The sequence below is a fragment of the Pseudomonas sp. Wu6 genome (assembly GCF_019891515.1).
Lineage (GTDB): Bacteria > Pseudomonadota > Gammaproteobacteria > Pseudomonadales > Pseudomonadaceae > Aquipseudomonas > Aquipseudomonas orientalis_A.
The window spans coordinates 173,621-199,344 of sequence record NZ_JAFLXH010000004.1; the positions used below are offsets into that span (position 1 = coordinate 173,621).

Consider the following 25,724-nt stretch of genomic DNA (forward strand, 5'->3'; position numbering starts at 1 on the left):
AGTGGTTTATTCAGCTCAAGTTCGACAAGATGAAACCATCTACCGCCGCCGCGCTCCAAAAGTTGCAACAGCCTCGTCATTGCCCAGAGCCCGATCATGCAATTTTTATCCAACTCCCACGGCTGTGAAGGCTGGGCCGGTGAAATGGCCCGGCGAATTCGCGCGTTTGACTGGTCAGGCACCGACCTCGGCCCGATCGATCGCTGGTCCACCAGCCTGGCCTGCACCGTGCAGATGATGCTCGCCTCGCCCGTGCCGATGGTGATGCTATGGGGGCGCGCCGGTTACATGATCTACAACGACAGCTACTCGGTGTTCGCCGGCGGTCGTCATCCGTACCTGCTGGGCACGCCGGTGGAACTGGGCTGGCCGGAAGTGGCCGAGTTCAACCGGCATGTGGTGGACACCTGCCTGGCTGGCGGCACCTTGTCGTTCAACAACAAGGAACTGGTGTTGTCGCGTCATGGCAGGCCGGAAACCTTGTGGCTGGACCTCTACTACAGCCCGGTGGCCGGGGATGACCAGCAACCGGCCGGGGTGCTGGCGATCGTGGTCGAGACCACTGAACTGGTCAAGTCCGAGCGGGTGCGCCAGGAGCTGACCCATAATCTGGAGCAGCGCGTAGCGGCCGAAGTGCAGGCGCGTTCCGCCGCCGAGGAGCAGTTGCGCCAGTCGCAGAAGCTGGAAGCGATTGGCGGCCTGACCGGCGGCGTGGCCCACGACTTCAACAACCTGTTGCAAGTGATCGCCGGCAACCTGCACCTGCTGGCCCGCCATGAACCGGACAACGCGCAAGTGCAGCGGCGCGTCTCCGCCGCGATTGCCGCCGTGGAGCGCGGGGCCACCTTGTCCTCGCAACTGCTGGCGTTTGCGCGGCGTCAGCCCCTGTCGCCGGCGGTGTACAACCCGCAACGTATCTATGCCGGCCTCGGTGAGCTGCTGCAACGCGCGCTGGGTGAAACCATCCATATCGACGTGCAGTTGCCGCAGGATTCCTGGTGCATCAACGTCGACCGCAACCAGCTGGAAAACGCGCTGCTCAACCTGGCGATCAATGCCCGCGATGCCATGCAAGGCGAAGGCGTGATTCGTATCACCGGCGAAAACATCATTCTCAACCCGGCCGAATGCGCGGGCAAAAGCATCAAGCCCGGCGAGTATGTGCGCCTGGCGGTCACCGACACCGGCGTGGGCATGCCGTCGACGGTACTCAAGCGTGCGTTCGAGCCGTTTTTCACCACCAAGCGCGAAGGGCAGGGCACGGGCCTCGGGCTAAGCATGGTGTTTGGTTTTGTCCGCCAAAGCGGCGGGCATGTCGACATCTGGAGCGAAGAGAACAAAGGCTCGGTGGTGCAGATGTATTTCCCGCGCAGCCTGGAACCGGAACATGCCGAACCGGACATTGGCCTGGAGAGCCCTTGCACCGGCCAGGAAACCATTCTGGTGGTGGAGGACAACGAAGGCGTGCGCCTGACCGTGGTGGAGCTGCTCAAACAGTCGGGCTACACCGTGCTGACCGCCGAAGACGGCGATCAGGCCATGGCCAAACTGCAGTCCGGCCTGCAACCGGAACTGATCTTTACCGATGTGGTGATGCCCGGCCGCATCAAGAGCATCGACCTGGCCAACTGGGCGCGTGAGCAGGTGCCGCCGATTCCGGTGCTGTTCACCTCCGGCCACACCCGCGACATTCTTTCCTCCAATCATCTGCTGAGCGCCGACATTAATCTGTTGAGCAAACCCTACAGTCCCGACGCCCTGACGCAACGGGTACGCAGCGTTCTCACCGCCAGACAAGGTTGTTCATGACTTCACAGCACAACACTCCTCCATCGACCGTCCAGCACACTGGCTTTGTGCGGGTGCGCGGCGCTCGCGAACACAACTTGCGTAACGTCGACGTGGATATTCCCCGCGATGCCTTGGTGGTGTTTACCGGTGTGTCCGGTTCCGGCAAGTCGTCCCTGGCGTTTTCCACCGTGTATGCCGAGGCCCAGCGCCGCTATTTCGAATCGGTGGCGCCTTATGCGCGACGCCTGATCGACCAGGTCGGCGTGCCGGATGTCGACAGTATCGAAGGCTTGCCGCCCGCCGTGGCCCTGCAACAGCAGCGTGGCACACCGAGTGCGCGGTCCTCGGTGGGCAGCGTGACCACTTTGTCGAGCCTGATCCGCATGCTGTATTCCCGCGCCGGCCGTTACCCGCCGGGGCAGGCGATGCTGTACGCCGAGGACTTTTCGCCGAACCTGCCCCAGGGCGCGTGCCCGCAATGCCATGGCCTGGGCCGCGTGTATGAAGTGACCGAAGCGCTGATGGTGCCCGACCCGTCCCTGACCATCCGCCAGCGCGCGGTGGCGGCCTGGCCGCTGGCATGGCAGGGCCAGAACCTGCGGGACATTCTCGTAACCCTGGGTTATGACGTGGATATCCCATGGTGCGACCTGCCGAAAAAACAGCGCGACTGGATCCTGTTTACCGAAGAAACCCCCACCGTACCGGTGTACGCCGGCTTCACCCCGGCGCAGACCCGCGATGCCTTGAAACGCAAGCTGGAGCCCAGTTACCAGGGCACCTTCAGCGGCGCGCGGCGCTACATCCTGCACACCTTCGCCCAGACCCAAAGCGCGCTGATGAAAAAGCGTGTGTCGCAGTTCATGCAAGGCAGTGCCTGCCCGTTGTGCGAGGGCAAGCGGCTGACCCGGGCGGCGTTGTCGGTGAAGTTTGCCGGGGTGGATATCGGAGAGCTGTCGCAACTGTCCCTGACCCGCCTGGCCGAGCTGCTGCGGCCGGTGGCGGCGGGGCAGGACAAGATGAAGCTGTCGGTGGAAAAGCGCCTGGCTGCCCAGCGCATCGCCGAGGATCTGCTCGAACGGGTCACGACCTTGATCGAGCTGGGCCTGGGCTATCTGTCCCTGGAGCGCAGCACGCCGACGCTGTCGTCCGGGGAGTTGCAGCGTTTGCGCCTGGCCACGCAACTGGGCTCGCAATTGTTCGGAGTGATCTACGTGCTGGACGAGCCCTCGGCGGGCCTGCATCCGGCGGACGGCGAAGCCTTGTTCAGCGCGCTGGCGCGTTTGAAAGCGGCCGGCAATTCGCTGTTTGTGGTGGAGCATGACCTGGAAACCATGCGCCGCGCCGACTGGTTGATCGATGTCGGCCCGGCCGCCGGCGAGCACGGCGGGCAAGTCCTGTACAGCGGCCCACCTGCGGGGTTGGCGGATGTCGCCGCGTCGCAGACCCGTGACTACCTGTTTGCCGAACCGCGGGCCTTGAATCCCACTCGGCGGGAACCCAGTGGCTGGCTGAAGCTGCAAGGGGTGACGCGCAACAACCTGAAGAACCTTGCCGTGGATTTCCCGCTGGGCTGCTTCACGGCGGTGACCGGGATTTCCGGTTCGGGCAAATCCAGCCTGGTCAGCCAGGCGCTGCTGGAACTGGTCAGCAGCGGCCTCGGGCGCGCGCTGGAAAGCACCGACGAGCCCAGCCTGGAAGACGCTGCACCTGTCGCCAGCGAAGGGCGAATCAGCGCCGGGCTGGAGCAGATCCGGCGTCTGGTGCAGGTGGACCAGAAACCCATCGGCCGTACGCCGCGCTCCAATCTTGCGACCTATACCGGGCTGTTCGACAACGTGCGCAAACTGTTCGCCGCCACGCCGGCGGCGAAGAAGCGCGGTTACGACGCGGGGCAATTTTCTTTCAACGTCGCCAAGGGCCGATGCCCGAACTGTGAAGGCGAGGGGTTTGTCAGCGTCGAGTTGCTGTTCATGCCCAGCGTGTATGCGCCATGCCCGACCTGCCACGGGGCGCGTTACAACCCCGAGACCCTGGCGGTCAAATGGCAAGGCTTGAGCATCGCCCAAGTGCTGGGCCTGACTGTGGAGGAAGCAGTCGAGGTGTTTGCCGAACAGCCCGGCGTATTGCGCGCCCTGCAGGTGCTGCGCGATATCGGCCTGGGCTATCTGCGCCTGGGCCAGCCGGCCACCGAGTTGTCGGGCGGTGAAGCGCAGCGCATCAAGCTGGCCACCGAGCTGCAACGCACGGCGCGGGGCGCCACCTTGTACGTGCTGGACGAACCGACCACCGGGCTGCATCCCAGGGATGTCGACCGCTTGCTCAGCCAGCTCAATCAATTGGTGGAAGCGGGGCATACAGTGGTGGTGGTCGAGCATGAAATGCGCGTGGTGGCGCAGAGCGACTGGGTGATCGATATCGGCCCCGGTGCCGGCAATGCGGGCGGGAAGGTGGTTGCCAGTGGTACGCCGCAGGCCGTCGCCAACAGCAAGGACAGCCGCACGGCGCCATTCCTGGCGCGCGAGCTTGTCTAGTCGGCTCAATGTGGGAGTGTCGCCCCTTCCCAATGTTGAAATGCAGACAAATGTGGGAGGGGGCTTGCCCCCGATGGCGGCCTTGGGGCTGGCCGGGATGTTGGATCAGACTGAGTACACTGGCCCAGTGCGGCTAACCCGGCGTCCTGCCGGGTTGCCCACGGATTCAAGCCTGCGTTCGGCCAGCGTGGTTTAACGGGGCGCCTGAGATCAAAAGCAGATCAAGAGCGGCTCGCTTCGCATCGTGTGGTGCTGATCCAAATCTGTGTGGTGGTCGCCGGGCGGATGGTGGAGATTGTGTGGGGCTTTCGTGCCCAGTGAAGTATCCTGCGCGCCTCGTTCACCACTGATCCAGAGAAGATGACAGGACAAGACATGCAGGCGCTGCTGGAGTCGATCCTTGACGAAGTGCGGCCTCTGATCGGCCTCGGCAAAGTCGCCGATTACATTCCCGCCCTGGCCGACGTACCCGCCAACCAGCTTGGCATCGCGGTATACGGCAATGACGGCGCGGCCTATTGCGCGGGCGATGCCGATACGCTGTTTTCGGTGCAGAGCATTTCCAAGGTGTTCAGCCTGGTGCAGGCCATCGACCACGGCGGCGAAAGTATCTGGGAGCGCCTGGGCCATGAACCGTCGGGGCAACCGTTCAACTCCATGGTGCAACTGGAATTCGAACGCGGCCGACCGCGCAATCCTTTTATCAACGCTGGCGCGCTGGTGATCTGCGACATCAACCAGTCGCGTTTCGCCGTGCCGATCCTGTCGATGCGCGATTTTGTGCGGCGGCTGTCGGGCAATCCGCAGATCCTGGTCGATAGCGTGGTTGCCGAATCCGAAGCCCGGCATGGTGCGCGTAATGCGGCCATGGCCTACCTGATGAAAGCCTTCGGTAACTTCCATAACGATGTGGACGCGGTGCTGCACAGTTACTTCAACTACTGCGCCTTGCAGATGAGCTGCCTGGACCTGGCCCGGGCGTTCAGCTTCCTGGCCAACGAAGGCGTGAGTGCGCACAGTGGCGAGCAGATCCTGACCGCGCGCCAGACCAAACAAGTCAACTCGATCATGGCCACCAGCGGGCTGTATGACGAGGCGGGCAACTTTGCTTATCGCGTAGGGTTACCGGGCAAGAGCGGGGTAGGCGGCGGGATTGTCGCGGTGGTGCCGGGGCAGTTTACCGTGTGCGTGTGGTCGCCGGAGTTGAACGCCGCGGGGAACTCGCTGGCGGGGATCAAGGCGTTGGAGTTGTTGAGTGAGCGGATTGGGTGGTCGGTGTTCTGAGCCTGTCACCAGACCAAACTGTGGGAGGGGGCTTGCCCCCGATGGCGGCCTCGGGGCCGACCAGGATGTTGGATTGGACCGAGTACATATCCGTTGCTGCGGTCACGGCTGCTAATGGTTCCGCTTTTACAGCGGCTCACTTTTGAAAAGCGCAAAAGTAAGCAAAACGCTCTTGCCCCACCACTCGGCACCTCGCTTAGGCTCGGTGTGCCCGAACGCAGGCTTGAATCCGTGGGCCGCCGCCACGCGCCATCCATGGCGCGGGGCGGCTAACCCGGCGTCCTGCCGGGTTACCCACGGATTCAAGCCTGCGTTCGGCCAGCGTGGTTTAACGGGGCGCCTGAGATCAAGAGCAAAAGCGCGGCGGCCTTAGAGCCGACCGGTATTTTGTGTCGATCCGCGATCCAAATGTGGGAGGGGGCTTGCCCCCGATGCGGTACGTCAGCCAGCGCTGTTGTCGCTGACCCACCGCCATCGGGGGCAAGCCCCCTCCCACAGTTGGATCTTCAGTGTTTTGGCGGATTTTATACGCTCCAGATTTACGTGGCTGGGCAGGCCTCATCCAGCACCTTATCCACCATTAGTTGCACGCCTTCAAGCATCCGGCAGATGCCCTGCGCAACATTGCGATGGGTTCCGTCGATTTCGAAAGCGAGGTGGGTGGCGATATATCTGAGTGGGCGCGATCCTGTGGGAGGGGGCAAGCCCCCTCCCACAGTTGGATCTCCAGTGTTTTGGGGGATTTATACGCTCCAGATTTACGTGGCTGGGCAGGCCTCATCCAGCACCTTGTCCACCATTAGCTGCACGCCTTCAAGCATCCGGCAGATGCCCAGCGCAACATTGCGATGGGCTCCGTCAATGTCGAAAGCGAGGTGGGTGGCGATATATCTGAGTGGGCGCGATCCTGTGGGAGGGGGCTTGCTCCCGATGCGGTGTGTCAGCCAGCGCTGTTGTCGCTGACCCACCGCCATCGGGGGCAAGCCCCCTCCCACATTTGGATCTTCAGTGTTTTGGGGGATTTATACGCTCCAGATTTACGTGGCTGGGCAGGCCTCATCCAGCACCTTGTCCACCAGCAGTTGCACGCCTTCAAGCATCCGGCAGATGCCCAGCGCAACATTGCGATGAGTTCCGTCGATTTCGAAAGCGAGGTGGGTGGCGATGTCGGTGATGGATGCCAGGTCCTGGGAGGCGTTGACCAGCAAGGTTTCCGTGCCCAGGTCGGGGCGTACGGTAAAGAGTTGTTCTGGAGGATTGGGGGTGTCTTTGATCATGGTGAAACTCCTTTAAGAATGGAGCTGCCACGATTCGCGGTCAATCGAAGAGGGTGGCAGCAATACGCGGGTTGACCGACCGGTAAAAGGAGCAAAACCGGCATACCCGAAGGTATCCCGCGTACAGCTGCCGCGACACGATACATCAGACGTGAAAAAACGCCCAGATTGGTGTTGGCGCAGTTGCTCTTTTGAAATCGGACGGTCAAATCCGGTCGCTGAATTGGCAGCGACGGCGAGGAGGTTAGCCAGCGAAGTTCCGAGGGACAACCTGAAACGGTTGTGGGATATATCTGAGTGGGCACCATCCTGTGGGAGGGGGCTTGCCCCCGATGCGGTATGTCAGCCAGCGCTGTTGTCGCTGACCCACCGCCATCGGGGGCAAGCCCCCTCCCACATTTGGATCTCCAGTGTTTTGGAGGATTGATCGTTTTACTTGGGATAGAGCGGCGGCAGGCTGGTGGTGTCCAGGGCCGGGTCTTGTTCGCGCTCGGCCACGGGGATGGCCTTGATCGCGCGCCACAGGTCTTCGCCCAGCCAATACTGGCCGCTCTCGCTGTACAGCGCGCCATTGAGCCCGTCCAGGGCATCCGACAGCGGCACGAAGCGCGCCGCCATGTCGGCCAGGGTTTCCGGTTGTTGGCGCGCCCAGGCGTCGAGGGCCTGGCGGGTGGCTTGGGGGTCGTTGGCCTGGGTGGCGCGTTTGAGGTCCTCGAGCAGGGTGCGCGGGCTGGGGCCGGTTTGCGCGGCGCGTTGCACGGCGGGCTGGCGGCGGGCGCGCCACCACAGGCCGAAGCCCAGCAAGGTGGTGCAGGCCAGCAGCACGGTGCTCAGTTGCCACAGCCACAGGCGCTCATCGTCCGGCGCGGTGATGACGGTCGGCATGGCGGGGGTGTCCACCACCAGGCTCGGGTTGATCGCCACTTGCAGGGTGCGGGCCGGCAGGGTGGTGCGTTCAAGGTGGTCTTCGTGGGTGTTCCACCACACCACTTCCACGGCGGGCAGTTCCAGCGCTCCGGCACGGGTGGGCACCAGGGCTTCGCGGTCTTCACGGCTGCCGACCAGGCCGCGGTCGCGGGTCTCGTTGCCCAATACCGGTTGATCCGGGTAGCGCCGCAGGCCGTTGACTTCGGTGCTGGGCAGCGCCGGCAGTTGCGCGCTGGACAGGCCCTCGACCTTGACCGTGAGGCTGCGCGTCAGCGAGTCACCGACCTGCACATGCTCCGGCGCGGGGTTCCAGACTTCGTTCAGGCTCAGGCTGCGCGCCGGCAACCATGGCGCGTCGGCGGGGTAGAACTCGGGCTTGGGCTTGACCGTCAGCGCCAGGGGCGCCGAGCTTGCGTGGATCAGCTTGCCCGGCTTGGTGCCCTGCAGGGTGTTCTCCTGCGGCGGGCGCGACTCCACCAACGTGGCGCTGAATGTCTGCGCCGCAATTGCCAACGGCCCGCTGCGCTGGGGGTAGATCGCGTAGCGGGTTTCGATCACGCCATGGCGAATGCTGTTGATGACTTTTTCATAGGTGCGCGACTCGCCCAGTTGCTCCACGCGTGCATCGGGGATTTGCAGGGGCGTCAGGCTGCTGTCGTCGTACAGCGACACCGAGTGATACACGCGCACGGTCAACAGGGCCTGGGCCTGCACGTAGACGCTGGTCTGGTCGAGGCTGGCTTCGACAAACACCGGCGCCAGTTCGGCGCTGGTGTTCTGGCTGGCGGTTTCGACCACCTGCAGGGTAATCGGCTGGGTCTTGAGCTCGCCCACCTGCAGAGGCGGGATCACCACCGTGCCGTTTTCCCGGGGCAACAAGGTGATGATCCAGCGCGTGGTCGCGTGGTTATCGCCGCCCAGGGTGGTGAGTTGGTTGATCTGGCGCGTGCCGCTGACTTCGAACTGCGCATCCAGGGGCGACAGGTCGGGTTTGCCGAACTGGGTCACGTCGCTGGATTCCACCGTCAGCTCCACCGTTTCCCCGGAATTGAGGCGGCTGCGGTCGACGCTGGCGACCAGGTTCGCCGCCTGGGCGTGACCTGCCGACAAGGCGAGCAGGAGCAGAAGGGTGGTGCGGCGGCTCATCGAGTCTTGTCCTGATGCTGTTGCTGTTCGTACCAGAATTTGCGCCGCAGCAGCTCCCCGGGGTTGTCCGGGATCTGCTGCAGCCATTGCTCCAGCGCCTGGCGGTGTTCGCCGTCAAGGCTGGCATCGGTTGGGCGCAGCGGCGGCGTAGTGGTGTGCTCATCGCCCAGTTCGCTGCCGGGCACTTCGTTGCTGCCGGTGGGCGGCGCGGCAGCCGTGTCGGTAGCGCCGTTGCCGGTCTGGCCCTGGCCCTGGGTGGATTGCTCGCCACCCTCGGCCTTTTGCCCGTCGGCGCCCGGTTGCGCAGTTTGGCCGGGTTGGGTGGTTTCGTCATCCTGGTTTTTTTCCGCTTCGTCGGGCTCGGGCTGCGCGTGTTGCTGCAGCAGGCTTTCCACCAGCGCCTTGTTTTTCAAGGCCGGTTGCAGATCGGGCTGGGCTTCCAGCGCCTGTTCGTAGGCATCGACTGCAGCTTCCAGCGCACCGGACCGGGCCAGGGCGTTACCCCGATTGTAGTGGGCGTAGGCGGTATCAGCTTCGGCAAAACGCTTGATGGCCTCGGCGTAGTTGCCCGCTTCATACAGGGCCACGCCTTGCCATTGCGGGTCCTGGAAGCGTTCGGCGGCCTCGGCGGGGCGTTTTTTCTTCAGCAGGTACTGGCCCTGCTGGTCGGGGCGCAGCCACAGGTCCTGGAATTCGAAGGCGTAGCTGGGCTGCGGTGCGGCCATCAAGAGCAGCGGCAGGCAAAACAGCCAGCCGCGCCGTCCCGCGCAGGCGGCCAACAGCAGCAGCGGCAGGAGCAGCCAGTAACCCTGGTCGGCCCAGGTGTCCAGGCGCAGTCGCTGGCCGTCGTCGCGCAGGGTTTGGGGCGGATCGAGTACGCCCAGTTGCCGCAGGTCTTTGTCGTCCAGGCGCGCCGCTCGGTAGCGGCCGCCCATTTCGCTGGCGAACGCCTTGAGAGTCGGGCTGTCCAGGCGCGGGATCAGAATCGCACCCTGTTCGTCCTTGAGGAATTCGCCGCTTTCCTGGGTGACCGGCGTGCCTTCACGGCTGCCGATGCCGAGGATTGTCAGGCTTGGCGCCTGGTTACCTTGCAGCAGCAGACGAATGCCCTGGCGTTCCTGCTTGGACAGCGACGAGCCGATCAGCAGCAGGCGCCCCTGGCCGAGGCCGCCGTGCTTGAGCAGCGCCAGGGCCTTGTCCACCGCCAGGTCGGCGCGGTGGCCGGGCTCGGGCATGATCGAGGGGCGCAGTGCTTCGAGCAGGTTACGGCTGGTGGCCAGGTCGTCGGACAGTGGCACCAGGGTGTGGGCGCTGCCGGCATACACGACGATGGCGGTTTGCGCATCCGTGCGCGCCTGCAACAGGTCGTACAGCTTGCGCCGCGCCTGCTCGAGGCGATTGGGCGGGCTGTCGGTGGCGAGCATTTCGGGGGTGAGTTCCAGCAATACCACCAGCGGGTCGGAAGGCTTTTGGCTCTGTTGTTCAACCCGCTGCCAACTGGGGCCCAGCAGCGCCAGCACGGCCAGCAGCCAGGCGATGCCCAGCACGACCCAGGGGGATTTGCTTTCGCGACCGTTGCCGCCGCTGAGCAGTACGGCGTGGAAGGCCGGCGGCAGGATGATCTGCCAGCGTCCGGCGCGCTTTTGCCGGTGCCACAGTTGCCACAGCAACCAACCGAGCAGCGGCAGCAGCAACAGCCACCAGGGGCGCAGCCAGTGCGGCCACAAGGCGATCATCGACGCCTCCGCAGGCGCAGGCGCTTGAGGCGCTGTCGCCATTCAGGGCTTTGTGGCAGGAACAGGCCCCTGCTCGACAGTTTGTCGTACAGCCGCTGTAAGGCGTTGTTCGGCCAGCGCTCCTGCACCACCAGCAACAGGCTCAGCAGCAGCGCCAGGGCCAAAGGGCCGCTGTACAGCGCGTGAGCGGGGCGGGCGCGGGTGGGTTGCTGTTCGACGGGTTCCAGGGTGTCGAGGGTGGCCTTGATCTGTTCCAGCTCCTTGCCATCACGGGCGCGGAAATACTGGCCGCCGGTGGCCTCGGCGATGGCCTTGAGCGCCGGTTCGTCGAGGTCCAGGCTCGGGTTTACGCCCAGAATGCCCAGGGAGCCGGTTTGCTCGGGGTCGGCGCCGATGCCGATCGGGTAGATTTTCACGCCTTCTTCAGCGGCCAGGCGCGCGGCGGTGAGCGGGTCGATTTGCCCGGCGTTATTGGCGCCGTCGGTCACCAGGATCAGCACGCGGCTTTGCGCCGGGCGCTGACGCAAGCGTTTCAAGGCCAGGCCGATGGCGTCGCCGATCGCAGTGTTCTTGCCGGCAATGCCGATGCGCGCTTCGTCCAGCCAGGTGCGCACGGTGCGCCGGTCGAAGGTCAGCGGCGCTTGCAGGTAGGCCTGGCTGCCGAACAGGATCAGGCCCACGCGGTCGCCCTCACGCTCTTCAAGAAAGTCACCGAGCAGGTGCTTGACCAGGGCCAGGCGGCTGACGTCCTCGTCCTGCCAGTGCATGTCGGGAAAGTCCATGGAGCCGGAGACATCCACGGCCACCAGCAGGTCGCGGCCACTGGCGGCAATCGGCAGCGGCTCGCCAAGCCATTCCGGGCGTGCGGCGGCGGTCAACAGCAGCAGCCACAGCACCACGTACGGTGCCTGCTGGCGCCAGCCCGGCAGATTGATCCGGGCGCGGCGCCGGGCCAGGCTTTGGAGGTCGCTGAGGTAGCTGACCTTCAAGGCCGGTTCGCCGCTGTCGGCCATCGGCAGGATGAGGCGCATCAGCCACGGCAACGGCAACAGGACGAAGATCCACGGCCAGGCGAACTCAAACATGTTTGCGAATCCAGGTGTCGACGGCTTGGGTCAGGCCGGCGATGGCCTTGTCGTCGAGTTTGCATTCGGGCTTGTAGGCGCCTTCGACCAGCACCATCCAGCGTGTGAGGCCGGCGGCGGGGCAGCGGTTATCCAGGAACGCCAGCCATTTGCGGCCGTTGAGGGTGTGGCTTTGGCTGTAGGGGTAGTCGTTGCGGCACAGGCGCTTGAGCAAGCCATTGAGTTGTTGCAGCCAGGCACCGGCGGGCGCGCCGTCATAGGGCTTTGGCATCAGCGCCAGCTCCGCCAGGGCCGCGATGCGCAGCGGGTCCAGGGGTTGTTCGGCGCGGGCGATAGGCTGGCGGGCGGGCAGCCAGCGCCGCAGCCGCCAGGCGCCCCAGCCGAGCAACGGGATCACCAGCAACAGCAGCCACCAGCCCGGCGCAGGCGGCCAGAAGCCGATGGCCGGCGGGGCGATCAGCGGTTGCAGTTGGTCGAGGCTGCTCATTGTTTTTTGACCGGGCGTTGCGGGTTGAGGTATTCGCGCAGTTGCTCGACCATTTCACTCTGGGTGCTCAATGGCATCAATAACACCCGTAGCTTCTGCGCGAGCAATTCCCAGCGGGCGATGCGCGCTTCGGCCTGGGCCTTGTAGGCCTGGCGCAAATCGAAATTGAGCGTGTCCAGTTCCAGTTGCGCGCCGCGTTGCGCAAAGCGCAGCAAGCCGGCGGCGGGCAGGGCGTGGTCCAGCGGGTCGGAGATGGGCAACAGCAGCAGGTCGCAGTGGCGCGACAGCAGGCTCAACTGTTGCTCGGCGCCCTCTGTGAGCGCTCGTTCATCACAGATCACAATGCCCAGGCTGCCCGGGCGCAGCACTTCGCGGCCACGGCGCAGGGCCATGCCCAGCGCGTCGGCTTCAGGAAGGCTCTCGGTGGTGAGGCTCTGGTTGACCCGCACCAGGCGGTTGAGCAGTTGCAGCAGGCTTTGCTTGCTGCGCCGGGGTTTGATTTCGTAGTGCTCGCTGTCGCCGAACACCAGGCCGCCCACGCGGTCGTTATGCCCCAGTGCCGCCCAGCCGATCAGGCTGGCGGCTTGTGCGGCGAGCACCGACTTGAACATCTGCCCCGAGCCGAAAAACAGCCGGCAGCTTTGCTCGACCATGATGAAAATCGGCCGTTCGCGCTCTTCGTGGAACAGCTTGGTGTGGGGCTCCTGGGTACGCGCCGTCACGCGCCAGTCGATGGTGCGCACGTCGTCCCCGGCCTGATACACACGCACCTGGTCGAAATCCACACCGCGCCCGCGCAGCTTGGAGTGGTGCAGGCCGATCAACGGGCTGCGCTGGCCGGGGGTGGAAAACAATTGCACTTCCCGCACGCGATGGCGCATCTCGATCAATTCACTGAGCGTGACGTGGATACCCGCGCTCGCGTTCATCGACTTCAAGCGACGGCAACGACGTCAAGGATGCGTTGCACCACACGGTCCTGGTCTACACCCGCGGCCTCGGCTTCGAACGACAGGATGATGCGGTGGCGCAAGACGTCGAACAATACCGCCTGGATATCCTCGGGGCTGACGAAGTCGCGACCGGCCAGCCAGGCATGGGCACGCGCGCAGCGGTCCAGGGCGATGGAGCCGCGCGGGCTGGCGCCATAGGCAATCCACTCGGCCATCTCCGGGTCGAACTTGGCCGGAGTGCGCGTGGCCATGACCAGTTGCACCAGGTATTCCTCCACCGCATCGGCCATGTACAGGCCGAGGATTTCCTTGCGCGCGGCAAAGATCGCCTGCTGGCTGACGCGGCGCTCGGGCTTGGTTTCACCGTTGAGCGCTTCGCCACGGGCCTGTTGCAGGATGCGCCGTTCGACGGCGGCATCCGGGAAGCCGATCTTGACGTGCATCAGGAAGCGGTCGAGCTGGGCCTCAGGCAACGGGTAGGTGCCTTCCTGCTCGATGGGGTTTTGCGTGGCCATGACCAGAAACAGTGGCGACAGCTCGTAGGTGCTGCGCCCCACGCTGACCTGGCGCTCGGCCATGGCCTCGAGCAACGCCGACTGGACCTTGGCCGGCGCACGGTTGATTTCGTCCGCCAGCACCAGGTTGTGAAAGATCGGGCCTTGCTGGAACACGAAGCTGCCGGTTTCCGGACGATAGATTTCGGTACCGGTGATGTCGGCGGGCAACAGGTCGGGGGTGAACTGGATACGATGGAACTGCGCTTCGATGCCTTCAGCCAGCTCTTTGATGGCCTTGGTCTTGGCCAGGCCCGGTGCGCCTTCGACCAGCATATGGCCGTCGGCGAGCAGGGCGATCAGCAGGCGATCGATGAGTTTTTCCTGGCCGAGAATCTGCGTAGAAAGAAAGGTTCGCAGCGCTAGCAGCGCTTCACGATGTTCCATCGATGACGGTTCCTGGAAAAGATGAGCCTGGGTGTCAGGAAAAAACACCGGCCTGGGGGGCTTACTTTAATGCATCGCGGGGTGTGGCGACTAACGGCGTGACGGGTATTTTTGGCAAAACTTGTAGGAATTTTGTGTAGGGGGGCTTGCTCCGGTGACGGCCGCACAGCCAACGCGTATCTACCTGACGCTCCGAGGTCCAAATGTGGGAGGGGGCTTGCCCCCGATGGCGGCCTCAGGGCCAGCCAGTATCTTGGATCAGACCGAGTACATATCCATTATTTAGGTAACGGCTGCTAATGGTTCCGCTTTTACAGCGGCTCACTTTTGAAAAGCGCAAAAGTAAGCAAAACGCTCTTGCCCCACCACTCGGCACCTCGCTAATGCTCGGTGTGCCCGAACGCAGGCTTGAATCCGTGGGCCGCCGCAATGGGCCATCCATGGCCCAGTGCGGCTAACCCGGCGTCCTGCCGGGTTACCCACGGATTCAAGCCTGCGTTCGGCCAGCGTGGTTTAACGGGGCGCCTAAGATCAAGAGCGGCTCGCTTCGCATCGTGGAGTGGTGTGGGTACCTATGCCAGTCAGTTAAGCGTACACCGCCCTCTGTAGGAGCGAGGGGGGCGCCTAGCTCTTGCTCGCGAAAAACGTCAACGATAACGCGTGCTATCTGAATGAACGCGGTGCCTGTGAGTTTTTCGCGAGCAAGCTCGCTCCTACAGTATTAGGGCAAGCGCCTCCCACAGTTGATCTTCTGTGTGGTGAAGACGTTGATCGGGGCAAGCTCTAGTGCAGTCAGTCAAGCGTGCACGCCGTCTGTAGGAGCGAGCTTGCTCGCGAAAAACGTCAACGATAACGCGTGCTTCTTGGATGAACGCGGTGCCTGTGAGTTTTTCGCGAGCAAGCTCGCTCCTACAGTATCAGGGCAAGCGGCCTCCTTCGGTGCCGCTTAAATCCGGGTGAAGGTGCCGGTGCCTTTGAGGATGTTCTGCAGGGTCTGCTCGACCTCGGCCAGGTCGGATGCGGCCGTGGCATGCGTGATCTCAAGGTGGTCCTTGCCCCCCAGCGCATCGGCATCGCCGGCGGCGAGTTCGATCCGCAGGGTCGTGGCCCCCAGGGTGATTTTCAGCCCGGCCAGCGTCGACGGCTCGTAATCCCAGGTCAACTCCACGTCGTCTTCGTCCGGGTAACGGCTGAGCATGAACATCTCGCCGTTCTTGCCGTGGCAGCAGAGCATGGCCATGTTGTCTTCTTCGTCGTCGCACGGGGTGGCCATCAGGGCGTCGGTTTTCAGCTGCAGCATGGGGAATCCTGTGTGGAGGAGGGGCGTTTGCGCCGGGTGATTGTGCCATTGCGGCGAATTTTATGCTGCGCGATGTGTCAGACTGGGATGCATGACCTGACGAGCAGTGTCGGTCATTTCCGGTACTCGTGGGCCTGAAAGCAGCCGGTTTTCATCCGGAAAAACCCGGTTGCCCAATTTGCAACCCCACACCTGCTTGCCGATGACCGAATATGTCGCAGCATCGCAAGCAGCGCGCTTCCCACACTCGTTAAGCTGCGCAACGGATGTGCTCCGTGCCAGGCGCCTGACCTGCCCGTCGTACCGTCACCCGGCAAGGTGCGCATCCGGTGGAAGTTGTATGTGACCTGACTGTCTTGTCCAGCTTCACCCACCTGTCACTCTGAATCGTTTATCGTGACCGACGAACAGAGCTGACGGTCTCCCCGCAGGGGGATAACACGCGACGCTTCCATCAATAACAAGCCCAAGCGGAGTACCACAGATGGCGTTCTTCACCGCAGCCAGCAAGGCCGACTTCCAGCACCAACTGCAAGCGGCACTGGCGCAGCACATCAGTGAACAGGCACTGCCACAAGTGGCGCTGTTCGCTGAGCAATTCTTCGGCATCATTTCCCTGGACGAACTGACCCAGCGTCGCCTTTCCGACCTGGCCGGTTGCACCCTGTCCGCCTGGCGCCTGCTTGAGCGCTTCGATCACACCCAACCGCAAGTGCGGGTCTACAACCCCGATTACGAACGTCATGGCTGGCAATCGACCCACACTGCGGTCGAAGTGCTGCACCATGACCTGCCATTCCTGGTCGACTCGGTGCGTACCGAGCTCAACCGCCGCGGCTACAGCATCCACACCCTGCAAACCACCGTGCTCAGTGTGCGCCGTGGCAGCAAGGGCGAACTGCTGGAAGTGCTGCCCAAGGGCACCCAGGGCGAAGGCATCCTGCAAGAATCGCTGATGTACCTGGAAATCGACCGCTGCGCCAACGCCGCCGAGCTGAACGTGCTGAGCAAAGAGCTCGAGCAGGTGCTGGGCGAAGTGCGCGTGGCCGTGGCCGATTTCGAACCGATGAAAGCCAAGGTCCAGGACCTGCTGGCCGGTATCGACGCCAGCGCTTTCGCTATCGACGGCGAAGAAAAGGCCGAGATCAAGAATTTCCTCGAGTGGCTGGTGGGCAACCACTTCACCTTCCTGGGCTATGAAGAGTTCGTGGTACGTGACGAGGCGGACGGCGGTCATATCGAATATGACGCCGACTCCTTCCTCGGTCTGACCAAGTTGCTGCGCGCCGGCCTCACCGCCGAAGACCTGCGCATCGAAGACTACGCCGTGGCCTACCTGCGCGAACCGACCGTGCTGTCGTTCGCCAAGGCTGCCCACCCGAGCCGCGTACACCGCCCGGCGTATCCGGACTATGTGTCGATCCGCGAAATCACCGCTGACGGCAAGGTCATCAAGGAACACCGCTTCATGGGCCTGTATACCTCCTCGGTGTATGGCGAAAGCGTGCGGGTGATTCCTTACATCCGCCGCAAGGTCGCGGAAATCGAGCGCCGCTCGGGCTTCCAGGCCAAGGCGCACCTGGGCAAGGAACTGGCCCAGGTGGTTGAAGTGCTGCCCCGTGACGACCTGTTCCAGACCCCGGTCGATGAGCTGTTCAGCACGGTGATGTCGATCGTGCAGATCCAGGAGCGCAACAAGATCCGCGTGTTCCTGCGCAAAGACCCGTACGGCCGTTTCTGCTACTGCCTGGCCTACGTGCCACGCGACATCTATTCCACCGAAGTGCGCCAGAAAATCCAGCAAGTGCTGATGGATCGCCTGAAAGCCTCGGACTGCGAGTTCTGGACCTTCTTCTCCGAGTCCGTGCTGGCCCGCGTACAACTGATTCTGCGGGTCGACCCGAAGAATCGCCTGGACATCGACCCGCTGCAACTGGAAAAGGAAGTGGTACAGGCCTGCCGCAGCTGGCAGGACGACTACGCCAGCCTGGTGGTGGAAAGCTTCGGCGAAGCCCACGGCACCAACGTGCTGGCGGATTTCCCCAAAGGCTTCCCGGCCGGTTACCGCGAGCGTTTCGCCGCGCATTCGGCCGTGGTCGACATGCAGCACCTCAACAGCCTGACCGAAGCCAACCCGCTGGTGATGAGCTTCTATCAGCCGCTGGGCCAGGTCTCCGGCCAGCGTGAGCTGCATTGCAAGCTCTACCACGCCGACACCCCGCTGGCGCTGTCCGACGTGCTGCCGATCCTGGAGAACCTGGGCCTGCGCGTTCTGGGCGAATTCCCGTACCGCCTGCGCCATGCCAATGGCCGCGAGTTCTGGATCCATGATTTCGCGTTCATCGCCGCCGAAGGCGTGAACCTGGATATCTCGCAGCTCAACGACACCCTGCAGGATGCCTTCGTGCACATCGTGCACGGCGATGCCGAGAACGATGCGTTCAACCGCCTGGTACTCACCGCCGGCCTGCCATGGCGTGACGTGGCGCTGCTGCGCGCGTATGCCCGTTACCTCAAGCAGATCCGCCTGGGCTTCGACCTCGGCTACATTGCCAGCACCCTGAACAACCACACCGACATCGCCCGCGAGTTGACCCGGTTGTTCAAGACCCGCTTCTACCTGGCGCGCAAGCTCACCGCCGACGACCTGGAAGACAAGCAGCAACGCCTGGAACAAGCGATCCTCGCCGCCCTGGACGATGTCCAGGTGCTCAACGAAGACCGCATCCTGCGTCGCTACCTGGACCTGATCAAGGCGACCCTGCGCACCAACTTCTACCAGACCGACGCCAACGGCCAGAACAAGTCGTACTTCAGCTTCAAGTTCAACCCGCATGCGATCCCCGAGCTGCCCAAGCCGGTGCCGAAGTTCGAGATCTTCGTCTACTCGCCACGCGTCGAAGGCGTGCACCTGCGCTTTGGCAACGTCGCCCGTGGCGGCCTGCGCTGGTCCGACCGGGAAGAAGACTTCCGTACCGAAGTGCTCGGCCTGGTAAAAGCCCAGCAGGTGAAGAACTCGGTGATCGTGCCCGTAGGCGCCAAGGGTGGCTTCCTGCCGCGTCGCCTGCCATTGGGCGGCAGCCGTGACGAGATCGCGGCCGAGGGCATCGCCTGCTACCGCATCTTCATTTCCGGCCTGTTGGACATTACCGACAACCTGAAGGACGGCGCCCTGGTGCCGCCGGCCAACGTTGTGCGTCATGACAACGATGACCCGTACCTGGTGGTGGCAGCGGACAAGGGCACTGCGACCTTCTCCGATATCGCCAACGGCATCGCCATCGACTACGGCTTCTGGCTGGGCGACGCGTTCGCCTCCGGTGGTTCGGCCGGTTACGACCACAAGAAAATGGGCATTACTGCCAAGGGCGCGTGGGTCGGTGTGCAGCGTCACTTCCGTGAGCGCGGCATCAATGTGCAGGAAGACAGCATCACCGTGGTGGGCGTCGGCGATATGGCCGGTGACGTGTTCGGTAACGGCTTGCTGATGTCCGACAAGCTGCAACTGGTCGCGGCCTTCAACCACCTGCACATCTTCATCGACCCGAACCCGAACCCGGCCACCAGCTTCGTCGAGCGCCAGCGCCTGTTCGAGCTGCCGCGTTCGGCCTGGACCGACTACGACACCAGCATCATGTCCGAAGGCGGCGGGATCTTCTCGCGCAGTGCCAAGAGCATTGCCATCTCGGCGCAGATGAAAGAACGCTTCGACATCCAGGCCGACAAGCTGACCCCGACCGAACTGCTCAATGCCTTGCTCAAGGCGCCGGTGGACCTGTTGTGGAACGGCGGTATCGGCACCTACGTCAAGGCCAGCACCGAGAGCCACGCCGATGTGGGCGACAAGGCCAACGACGCGCTGCGCGTCAACGGCAACGAGCTGCGCTGCAAAGTGGTGGGCGAGGGCGGCAACCTGGGCATGACCCAACTGGGCCGTGTCGAGTTCGGCCTCAATGGCGGCGGTTCCAACACCGACTTCATCGACAACGCCGGCGGCGTGGACTGCTCCGACCACGAAGTGAACATCAAGATCCTGCTTAACGAAGTGGTGCAGGCCGGTGACATGACCGACAAGCAGCGCAACCAGTTGCTGGCGAGCATGACCGACGAAGTCGGCAACCTGGTGCTGGGCAACAACTACAAACAGACCCAGGCCCTGTCCCTGGCCGCGCGCAAGGCTTACGAGCGCGCCGCCGAGTACAAGCGCCTGATGAGCGACCTGGAAGGCCGTGGCAAGCTGGACCGCGCCATCGAGTACCTGCCGACCGAGGAGCAACTGGTCGAGCGCGCCTCGACCGGCAAGGGCCTGACGCGTCCGGAGCTGTCGGTGTTGATCTCCTACAGCAAGATCGACCTCAAGGAAGCGCTGCTCAAGTCCCAGGTGCCGGATGACGAGTACCTGACCCGTGACATGGAGACCGCGTTCCCGCCGAGCCTGGTGGCCAAGTTCTCCGAGGCCATGCGCCGTCACCGCCTCAAGCGCGAGATTGTCAGCACCCAGATCGCCAACGACCTGGTCAACCACATGGGCATCACCTTCGTGCAGCGACTCAAAGAGTCGACCGGCATGAGTCCGGCGAACGTGGCCGGCGCCTATGTGATTGTGCGTGACATCTTCCATCTCCCGCACTGGTTCCGTCAGATCGAAGCCCTGGACCACCAGGTTTCGGCCGACGTGCAACTGGAGCTGATGGACGAACTGATGCGCCTGGGCCGTCGCGCCACGCGCTGGTTCCTGCGCAGTCGTCGCAACGAACAGGACGCCGGGCGTGATACCGCGCACTTCGGTCCGCACCTGGCGGCGCTGGGTCTCAAGCTCGATGAACTGCTTGAAGGCCCGACTCGTGAAGGCTGGCAGAACCGTTACCAGGCCTACACCCAGGCCGGCGTACCGGAGTTGTTGGCGCGCATGGTTGCAGGCACTACCCACCTGTACACCCTGCTGCCGATCATCGAAGCCGCCGACGTGACCGGGCATGACGCCGCCGAAGTGGCCAAGGCCTACTTCGCCGTCGGCAGCGCGCTGGACCTGCCGTGGTACCTGCAGCAGATCAGCGACCTGCCGGTGGGCAACAACTGGCAGGCCCAGGCCCGCGAAGCCTTCCGCGACGACGTGGACTGGCAGCAACGGGCGATCACCATTTCGGTCCTGCAAATGGCCGACGCGCCGCAGGACATGGAAGCCCGCGTGGCCCTGTGGCTTGAGCAGCATCAGGACATGGCGGATCGCTGGCGCGCGATGATGGTGGAAATCCGTGCTGCGGTCGGCACGGACTACGCCATGTACGCGGTGGCCAACCGTGAGTTGCTGGACCTGGCGTTGAGTGGTCAGTCGGTGTTGCAGCCGGCGTGATCGAGCGGTAATGAAGAGGCCCCGTATCGCAGGATACGGGGCCTTTTTTATCGGTGGGGGGCACGCTTCTCCCCGGATATCGGTGTCACCAGCCGAGAATGACCAGCGGTTCGAGCACCTGGAATACCCGCGTAATGGTTCCCCGCAGTTGCGCCAGGATGATGTCGCTTTCGGCGGTGTCCTGCATTTGATGCTTGATGGCCTGATAATCGTCTTCGACCGATGGCAGGGGCAATGCGCCATCTACCTTGGTCAGGACCAGCTTCAACAACGCACAGGCCTTGGGCAGATTACGTTCAAGTCCGTAGGTGCGGTGTACCCGATTCTTGTCCTGCGACAAGCCTGCCAGCGCATACGCGTACTCCAGCAGCCCATCGAGCTGGCCCATCATTGCCAGTTGGATAATCCTTTTTTGTTTTTCCTCAACACTGACCGCTTCGTCGGTGGTAAAGGCCAACTCGTACACTGCCTTTGGATAACCCCTGTCGGCCGCTCGTTGAGTCAGTTCCACGATCAGTGCCTGGCGTTCCAGGCGATTGGGTATCAGTTCCGGTCGTTTGGCGTAGGCGTCTTTCAGTTCGTATATCGCTGCGATGTCGCCTTGATCAGCGGCTTTTTTCAGCCACTGCACGTCGTTGGTCAGCGTATACAGACAACGCTGTGCCGAGGGCGTATCGGCAAGGGGTGGTGTGGTTGCCAGCGTCCTGGCTCTGGCCAGGGATTCGCTGTCGCCCAAGCGCAGCAATGCTGGAATATGGTCTTGAGCGGCCGCCAGTCGCAGCCATTTGGCGGTCGCCTCGCTGACAAGGCGAAAGCCGCCGTCCAGGCGCGTTTCGCAGGTGGCCATGGCGTATTGCGATTCCACGTCGCCTGCGGCGCCGGCGATGGTCAGATGAAACCTCGCCTTGTCATAACTGCCCAGTGCGTAAAGGCCAAGCCCGATCTGCTTGGCTGTTGCATTGAGTTCAGTCAAGGCTGTGTTGACCTCGGCCGGGAGTGCTGCGGACTGCTCTTTCAACTGCTTGAGCAGGTTGAACAGTGAGATTCGGGTTTGTGATTCGATGGACATGGTTCGTACCTGTGATAAGCACTGAAATTGTGCGAGACACAGGTTATGCAGAGCGTGTGGGGCCAAGGTGCTAATTACTTGACGCGCTGTGGCTGGCCACCTTGCCTGTGAGAGGCGGTGCGCTCCCACAGGTTGATCGTTATGCAGGTCGGATCAGTGGTTTTTCAAGAGCTGTGTTTCCAGGTGGTCCAGGTGCTGCGTCATCAGCGCTACGGCGGTGCCCGAGTCGCGCTGCGCCAGCGCATCCACAATCGCCACATGCTCCTGCCAGGCACAACAGGTGCGGGTTCGACGTTCGTACTGGGCAATGACCAGCGAGGTCAACGGCACCAGGCTATTGAGGAACTGCGCCAATGGCCCGTTCCCGGCGATAGCGGCCAGTTGTAAATGGAATTCACCGGACAACCGGATCGCCGGCCCGCGCTGGTCGCGTTCGATGCAGTCGCGTTCGCGGGCGATCAACTCGCGTAACTGGCGTACCTGTGCCCCTGTCGCCCGGGCGCAGGCCAATTGCACCACGGTCATTTCGGTCATGCGCCGGGCTTCGAGAATCTGCCGGGTTTGCTGGGCGTCCGGCGCCGCCACCTGGGCCCGCTGGTTGGGGCGCAGGATGATCACTTGCTGCTGTGACAACTTGGCCAGGACGCGGCGGATCACGCTGCGGCTCACGCCAAAGCGCTCCCCCAGGCTTTCTTCGGTGAAGCGGCTGGCGGGGGCGATGCGTTGCTCGAGAATGGCGTCGAACAGCCGTGGATAGATCTCATCTGCCGAGGGCTTCTTGCCCGGCACCCGACGCAGGCAGGGCAGGGGGTCGCGTTGCAGGGCGTGGACGTTCATGGCCTGTCTCCAATTATTCAACTGCCCAGATGGTCATCCGGGATGTTCAGGCGAATGCCCATGCGCAAGCCTTCCTGCAGGATGTGCCGACGCATTTCGGCACTGGCCAGGGCACTGTTCTTGTTGCGGATGGCGCGCACCACGGCTTCGTTTTCCTGCAGGCGTTCGGCCAGGTGCTCCGGGGAATTGCGCAACACCTGGGCGCTTTGCTTGAGCGCCGTGCTGGTCTGCTGCACCACGTTCTGGAAGATCGGGTTGGAGGTCAGGGCGAACAGTTCTTCGTGAAATTCGATGTAGGCGTTCATGCCCGCCTCGGCGTCGCCCGCATCCAGGGCTTCGCGCATGTCCATCAGGGTCAGGCGCAGTTGGCCGATTTCCTTGCTGCTGATGGATTGGGCGACCAGGCCGACGATGAAGGGTTCCAGGGTATAGCGCAGTTGCAGAATGTCTTCGAGGCTGGCATCGGCCACGGCGTCGCTCGACTGCGGCTCGCTGACGCTGGTTTCCAGCACCACCACGCCTTTGCCGGGCATGGAGCGCACCAGGCCGAGGGTTTCCAGCACGATCACCGCTTCGCGCAGGCTCGGGCGGCTGATGCCCATCTGCTCGGCCAGTTCACGCTGGCCGGGCAGCATTTCACCACGCCGCCATTGCCCGCGTGCCAGGGCGGCGCGCAGTTTTTCTACGACTGAATTGACGACGGTTGAGGTGCTGATCACGTCGATGTCTCCTTGATGTTGCGAATACGGCAGTCAATCTTGTGATGAACCAATGTGGGAGTGGGCAAGCCCCCTCCCACATTGGATTTGTGTTGTGCTTGAAAGCGGATCAGAACTCCTGATGCGCCGGCAATACCGGTTTCTTGGTCTGGAAGGCATAGCCTTGCTGACCGTCGAGTACCTTGTTGGCGCGCTGGATATCGATGTCTTTTTCCCAGCGGGCGATGGCCACGGTGGCGACGCAGTTGCCGATCAGGTTGGTCAAGGCACGGCCTATGCCCATGAACCAGTCCACCGCGAGTACCAGCACCAGGCCGACCACCGGAATCGCCGGGATGGCCGTGAGCGTGGCCGCCAGAATCACCAGGGCCGAACCCGGAATGCCGTGGGCGCCTTTGGAGGTGATCAAGGAGACCAGCAGGATCGTGAGCAGGTCGGTCATCGACAGCGGGGTGCCGGTCGCGTTGGCGATAAACACGATGGCCAGGGTCAGGTAGATCGAGAAACCGTCGAGGTTGAACGAGTAGCCGGTAGGAATCACCAGGCCCACGGTGGAGCTGCCAATCCCCAGGTGCTCCAGCTTGCGCATGATCTGCGGCAGCACCGCGTCGGACGAAGCCGTGCCCATCACGATCAGCAGTTCTTCGCGCAGGTACTTGAGCAGCGGCAGCATGCGCAGGCCCGACAAGCGCATCACCAGGCCGAGGATCAGGCCGACGAAGGCCAGGCATGTCAGGTAGAACAGGCCCACCAGGCTGCCCAGGTGTTGCAGGGAGTCCAGGCCATAGGTGCTGGTGGTGAACGCGATCGCGCCGAATACGCCGATTGGCGCCAGGCGCACGATCATGCCCATGATGCGGAAGATCACATGGCTCAGCTCGTTGATCAGCCGCGAGATGCCCGACGCCGCTTCACCCACCAGGTTCAGCGCACTGCCGAACAGCACCGAGAACAACAGCACCTGCAGCACGTTGTTGTCGGCGAAGGCACCGATTACCGAGTTGGGGATCAGGTCCATCAGGAACTGGCTGGTGCCCTTGATGTGCTGGCCCTTGTCGGCCAGTTCATTCAAGCCGGCGGACGAAAGCTGCTCAAGATGGATGTTGGCGCCGCTGCCGATGCCGGTGCTGAAGGCCATGATCAGGCCGAGCACCAGGGCGACGGTGGTCAGCACTTCGAAATAGATCACTGACTTCAAGCCAATGCGCCCGACTTTCTTCAAATCGCCGGCGCCGGAAATGCCGCTGACCACGACGCAGAATACAATCAGGCCGATCAGCATTTTGATCAGCTTGATAAAGCCGTCACCCAGGGGTTTGAGTTGCGAGGAGAATTCGGGGAGGGCCAGGCCGCAAATGACGCCTAGCATCAGGCCAATCACGACTTGCAGGAAAATCGAACGCGAGCACCATCTGAGCATGGGAGGGATCTCTATTCGGTGCCCTGGTGGTTCCAGGGCTTAATTGTTATGGTCTTACCGGTAAGTCCAGTGCGCGGCCAGTCTACGCCCGGTTTTTTTCAAACTACAAGTAAATATTCGGTGGTCGATAGGACCCGGTCTGACCAGTGAGTCGGTAAGTACGGTGTTTGAGCGGTTGACGCCGTGGAAATTTTTTTTGCGTATCATCCGCGCTCGGTACACGAGGTGATGGATGGAACAATCAGGCCTGACAACGGATGAAGCCGGGCGCACCTGCTGCGCCTGGTGTAACGCCGCGCCGCAATACCTGCATTACCACGACCATGAGTGGGGCGTGCCGGTGGCGGATGACGTCCTGCTGTACGAGAAGATTTGCCTGGAAGGTTTTCAGGCCGGGATGGCGTGGATCACTATCTTGCGCAAGCGCGAGCAGTTTCGGCGGGCGTTCGACGGCTTTGATTTTCGCAAGGTGGCGCAGTATGGCGAGGCGGATATCGAACGCTTGATGGGCGACCCGGGTATCGTGCGCAACCGGGCGAAGATTGTGTCGACGATCAACAATGCCCGCCGCGCCTGCGAACTGGTAAGTGAAAGCGGTTCGCTGGCGCGCTGGGTATGGTCTTTCGAGCCCGGCCCGCAGGAGCGCCCGGCGGTGGTGGACATGGCGTACTGGAACGCCAACCCGACCTCGCCGGCTTCGGTGCGCTTGTCCAAGGCGCTCAAGAAACGCGGTTGGACCTTTGTCGGCCCGACCACGATGTATGCGCTGATGCAGGCGCTGGGCATGGTCAATGATCACTTGGAGGGCTGCATCTGCCGAGAACGTATCGAAGCACTGCGGCATCAGTTCGAACGACCCTGAGCG

Annotated in this window: 18 protein-coding genes and 1 pseudogene; 5 read left to right on the forward strand and 14 right to left on the reverse strand. The window is 63.1% G+C overall.

Annotated elements, in window-relative coordinates; all coding sequences use genetic code 11:
* Positions 1-96: 96 nt before the first annotated feature.
* From J1G34_RS04140 to glsB, 3 genes are all read left to right on the forward strand, one after another.
* On the forward strand, positions 97-1,809 hold the full coding sequence (locus tag J1G34_RS04140; RefSeq protein ID WP_128876459.1) for an ATP-binding protein: 1,713 nt from the start codon (positions 97-99) through the stop codon (positions 1,807-1,809).
* Positions 1,806-4,325 (forward strand): excinuclease ABC subunit UvrA, encoded by a 2,520-nt coding sequence (uvrA, locus tag J1G34_RS04145; RefSeq protein ID WP_222993412.1) that lies wholly within the window; start codon positions 1,806-1,808, stop codon positions 4,323-4,325. The genes J1G34_RS04140 and uvrA overlap by 4 nt, the downstream gene beginning before the upstream one ends.
* Before the next feature lie 375 nt (positions 4,326-4,700).
* Positions 4,701-5,609 (forward strand): glutaminase B, encoded by a 909-nt coding sequence (glsB, locus tag J1G34_RS04150; protein ID WP_065884751.1) that lies wholly within the window; start codon positions 4,701-4,703, stop codon positions 5,607-5,609.
* Positions 5,610-6,148: 539 nt separating this feature from the next.
* Here glsB and J1G34_RS27580 read toward each other — a convergent pair.
* The 10 genes and pseudogenes from J1G34_RS27580 to J1G34_RS04190 form a co-directional block, all read right to left on the reverse strand.
* Positions 6,149-6,277, reverse strand: a pseudogene (locus J1G34_RS27580) (DUF6124 family protein); the annotation flags it as partial.
* 90 nt (positions 6,278-6,367) lie between these two features.
* Positions 6,368-6,583, reverse strand: a complete 216-nt coding sequence (locus tag J1G34_RS27585; protein ID WP_122798533.1) for a DUF6124 family protein — start codon at positions 6,581-6,583, stop codon at positions 6,368-6,370.
* A 63-nt stretch (positions 6,584-6,646) separates the two neighbouring features.
* The gene (locus J1G34_RS04155; RefSeq protein WP_065891785.1) at positions 6,647-6,886 is read right to left on the reverse strand and encodes a DUF6124 family protein; all 240 of its coding nucleotides are present in this window, start codon (positions 6,884-6,886) and stop codon (positions 6,647-6,649) included.
* Positions 6,887-7,318: 432 nt separating this feature from the next.
* Positions 7,319-8,959 (reverse strand): BatD family protein, encoded by a 1,641-nt coding sequence (locus tag J1G34_RS04160; protein WP_065891784.1) that lies wholly within the window; start codon positions 8,957-8,959, stop codon positions 7,319-7,321.
* A complete protein-coding gene (locus J1G34_RS04165) occupies positions 8,956-10,695 on the reverse strand; it encodes a tetratricopeptide repeat protein (protein ID WP_065891783.1) in 1,740 nt (579 codons plus the stop codon). The genes J1G34_RS04160 and J1G34_RS04165 overlap by 4 nt, the downstream gene beginning before the upstream one ends.
* The gene (locus tag J1G34_RS04170) at positions 10,692-11,780 is read right to left on the reverse strand and encodes a vWA domain-containing protein (RefSeq protein WP_065891782.1); all 1,089 of its coding nucleotides are present in this window, start codon (positions 11,778-11,780) and stop codon (positions 10,692-10,694) included. The genes J1G34_RS04165 and J1G34_RS04170 overlap by 4 nt, the downstream gene beginning before the upstream one ends.
* A complete protein-coding gene (locus J1G34_RS04175) occupies positions 11,773-12,267 on the reverse strand; it encodes a DUF4381 domain-containing protein (RefSeq protein WP_065891781.1) in 495 nt (164 codons plus the stop codon). Before J1G34_RS04175 ends, J1G34_RS04170 begins: the two co-directional genes overlap by 8 nt.
* On the reverse strand, positions 12,264-13,196 hold the full coding sequence (locus J1G34_RS04180) for a DUF58 domain-containing protein (RefSeq protein WP_065887789.1): 933 nt from the start codon (positions 13,194-13,196) through the stop codon (positions 12,264-12,266). Before J1G34_RS04180 ends, J1G34_RS04175 begins: the two co-directional genes overlap by 4 nt.
* Before the next feature lie 5 nt (positions 13,197-13,201).
* Positions 13,202-14,161: an AAA family ATPase gene (locus J1G34_RS04185; RefSeq protein WP_020301524.1), complete on the reverse strand. Its 960-nt coding sequence runs from the start codon at positions 14,159-14,161 to the stop codon at positions 13,202-13,204.
* Between the two features lie 946 nt (positions 14,162-15,107).
* Positions 15,108-15,461 (reverse strand): hypothetical protein, encoded by a 354-nt coding sequence (locus tag J1G34_RS04190; RefSeq protein WP_122461394.1) that lies wholly within the window; start codon positions 15,459-15,461, stop codon positions 15,108-15,110.
* A 484-nt stretch (positions 15,462-15,945) separates the two neighbouring features.
* Between J1G34_RS04190 and J1G34_RS04195 the strand changes: the two genes are divergently transcribed.
* Positions 15,946-20,814, forward strand: a complete 4,869-nt coding sequence (locus tag J1G34_RS04195; protein WP_122483676.1) for an NAD-glutamate dehydrogenase — start codon at positions 15,946-15,948, stop codon at positions 20,812-20,814.
* Positions 20,815-20,899: 85 nt separating this feature from the next.
* Here J1G34_RS04195 and J1G34_RS04200 read toward each other — a convergent pair whose 3' ends face one another.
* The 4 genes from J1G34_RS04200 to J1G34_RS04215 form a co-directional block, all read right to left on the reverse strand.
* Complete coding sequence (locus J1G34_RS04200; protein ID WP_065892988.1) at positions 20,900-21,883, reverse strand: SEL1-like repeat protein; 984 nt, start codon at positions 21,881-21,883, stop codon at positions 20,900-20,902.
* Between the two features lie 153 nt (positions 21,884-22,036).
* The gene (locus tag J1G34_RS04205) at positions 22,037-22,720 is read right to left on the reverse strand and encodes a GntR family transcriptional regulator (RefSeq protein WP_065892989.1); all 684 of its coding nucleotides are present in this window, start codon (positions 22,718-22,720) and stop codon (positions 22,037-22,039) included.
* 17 nt (positions 22,721-22,737) lie between these two features.
* Positions 22,738-23,439 (reverse strand): FadR/GntR family transcriptional regulator, encoded by a 702-nt coding sequence (locus J1G34_RS04210; RefSeq protein ID WP_065885203.1) that lies wholly within the window; start codon positions 23,437-23,439, stop codon positions 22,738-22,740.
* 109 nt (positions 23,440-23,548) lie between these two features.
* The gene (locus J1G34_RS04215) at positions 23,549-24,874 is read right to left on the reverse strand and encodes a C4-dicarboxylate transporter DctA (protein WP_170827551.1); all 1,326 of its coding nucleotides are present in this window, start codon (positions 24,872-24,874) and stop codon (positions 23,549-23,551) included.
* 217 nt (positions 24,875-25,091) lie between these two features.
* On the opposite strand from J1G34_RS04215, the gene J1G34_RS04220 reads away from it, so the two are divergent.
* On the forward strand, positions 25,092-25,721 hold the full coding sequence (locus J1G34_RS04220) for a DNA-3-methyladenine glycosylase I (RefSeq protein WP_222993414.1): 630 nt from the start codon (positions 25,092-25,094) through the stop codon (positions 25,719-25,721).
* Positions 25,722-25,724: the final 3 nt, after the last annotated feature.

Coding starts and splice junctions, on each gene's coding strand:
- J1G34_RS04140 (WP_128876459.1), top strand. CDS start 97: ATGCAATTTTTATCCAACTCCCACGGCTGTGAAGGCTGGGCCGGTGAA.
- uvrA (WP_222993412.1), top strand. CDS start 1,806: ATGACTTCACAGCACAACACTCCTCCATCGACCGTCCAGCACACTGGC.
- glsB (WP_065884751.1), top strand. CDS start 4,701: ATGCAGGCGCTGCTGGAGTCGATCCTTGACGAAGTGCGGCCTCTGATC.
- J1G34_RS27585 (WP_122798533.1), bottom strand. CDS start 6,583: ATGGCGGTGGGTCAGCGACAACAGCGCTGGCTGACACACCGCATCGGG.
- J1G34_RS04155 (WP_065891785.1), bottom strand. CDS start 6,886: ATGATCAAAGACACCCCCAATCCTCCAGAACAACTCTTTACCGTACGC.
- J1G34_RS04160 (WP_065891784.1), bottom strand. CDS start 8,959: ATGAGCCGCCGCACCACCCTTCTGCTCCTGCTCGCCTTGTCGGCAGGT.
- J1G34_RS04165 (WP_065891783.1), bottom strand. CDS start 10,695: ATGATCGCCTTGTGGCCGCACTGGCTGCGCCCCTGGTGGCTGTTGCTG.
- J1G34_RS04170 (WP_065891782.1), bottom strand. CDS start 11,780: ATGTTTGAGTTCGCCTGGCCGTGGATCTTCGTCCTGTTGCCGTTGCCG.
- J1G34_RS04175 (WP_065891781.1), bottom strand. CDS start 12,267: ATGAGCAGCCTCGACCAACTGCAACCGCTGATCGCCCCGCCGGCCATC.
- J1G34_RS04180 (WP_065887789.1), bottom strand. CDS start 13,196: ATGAACGCGAGCGCGGGTATCCACGTCACGCTCAGTGAATTGATCGAG.
- J1G34_RS04185 (WP_020301524.1), bottom strand. CDS start 14,161: ATGGAACATCGTGAAGCGCTGCTAGCGCTGCGAACCTTTCTTTCTACG.
- J1G34_RS04190 (WP_122461394.1), bottom strand. CDS start 15,461: ATGCTGCAGCTGAAAACCGACGCCCTGATGGCCACCCCGTGCGACGAC.
- J1G34_RS04195 (WP_122483676.1), top strand. CDS start 15,946: ATGGCGTTCTTCACCGCAGCCAGCAAGGCCGACTTCCAGCACCAACTG.
- J1G34_RS04200 (WP_065892988.1), bottom strand. CDS start 21,883: ATGTCCATCGAATCACAAACCCGAATCTCACTGTTCAACCTGCTCAAG.
- J1G34_RS04205 (WP_065892989.1), bottom strand. CDS start 22,720: ATGAACGTCCACGCCCTGCAACGCGACCCCCTGCCCTGCCTGCGTCGG.
- J1G34_RS04220 (WP_222993414.1), top strand. CDS start 25,092: ATGGAACAATCAGGCCTGACAACGGATGAAGCCGGGCGCACCTGCTGC.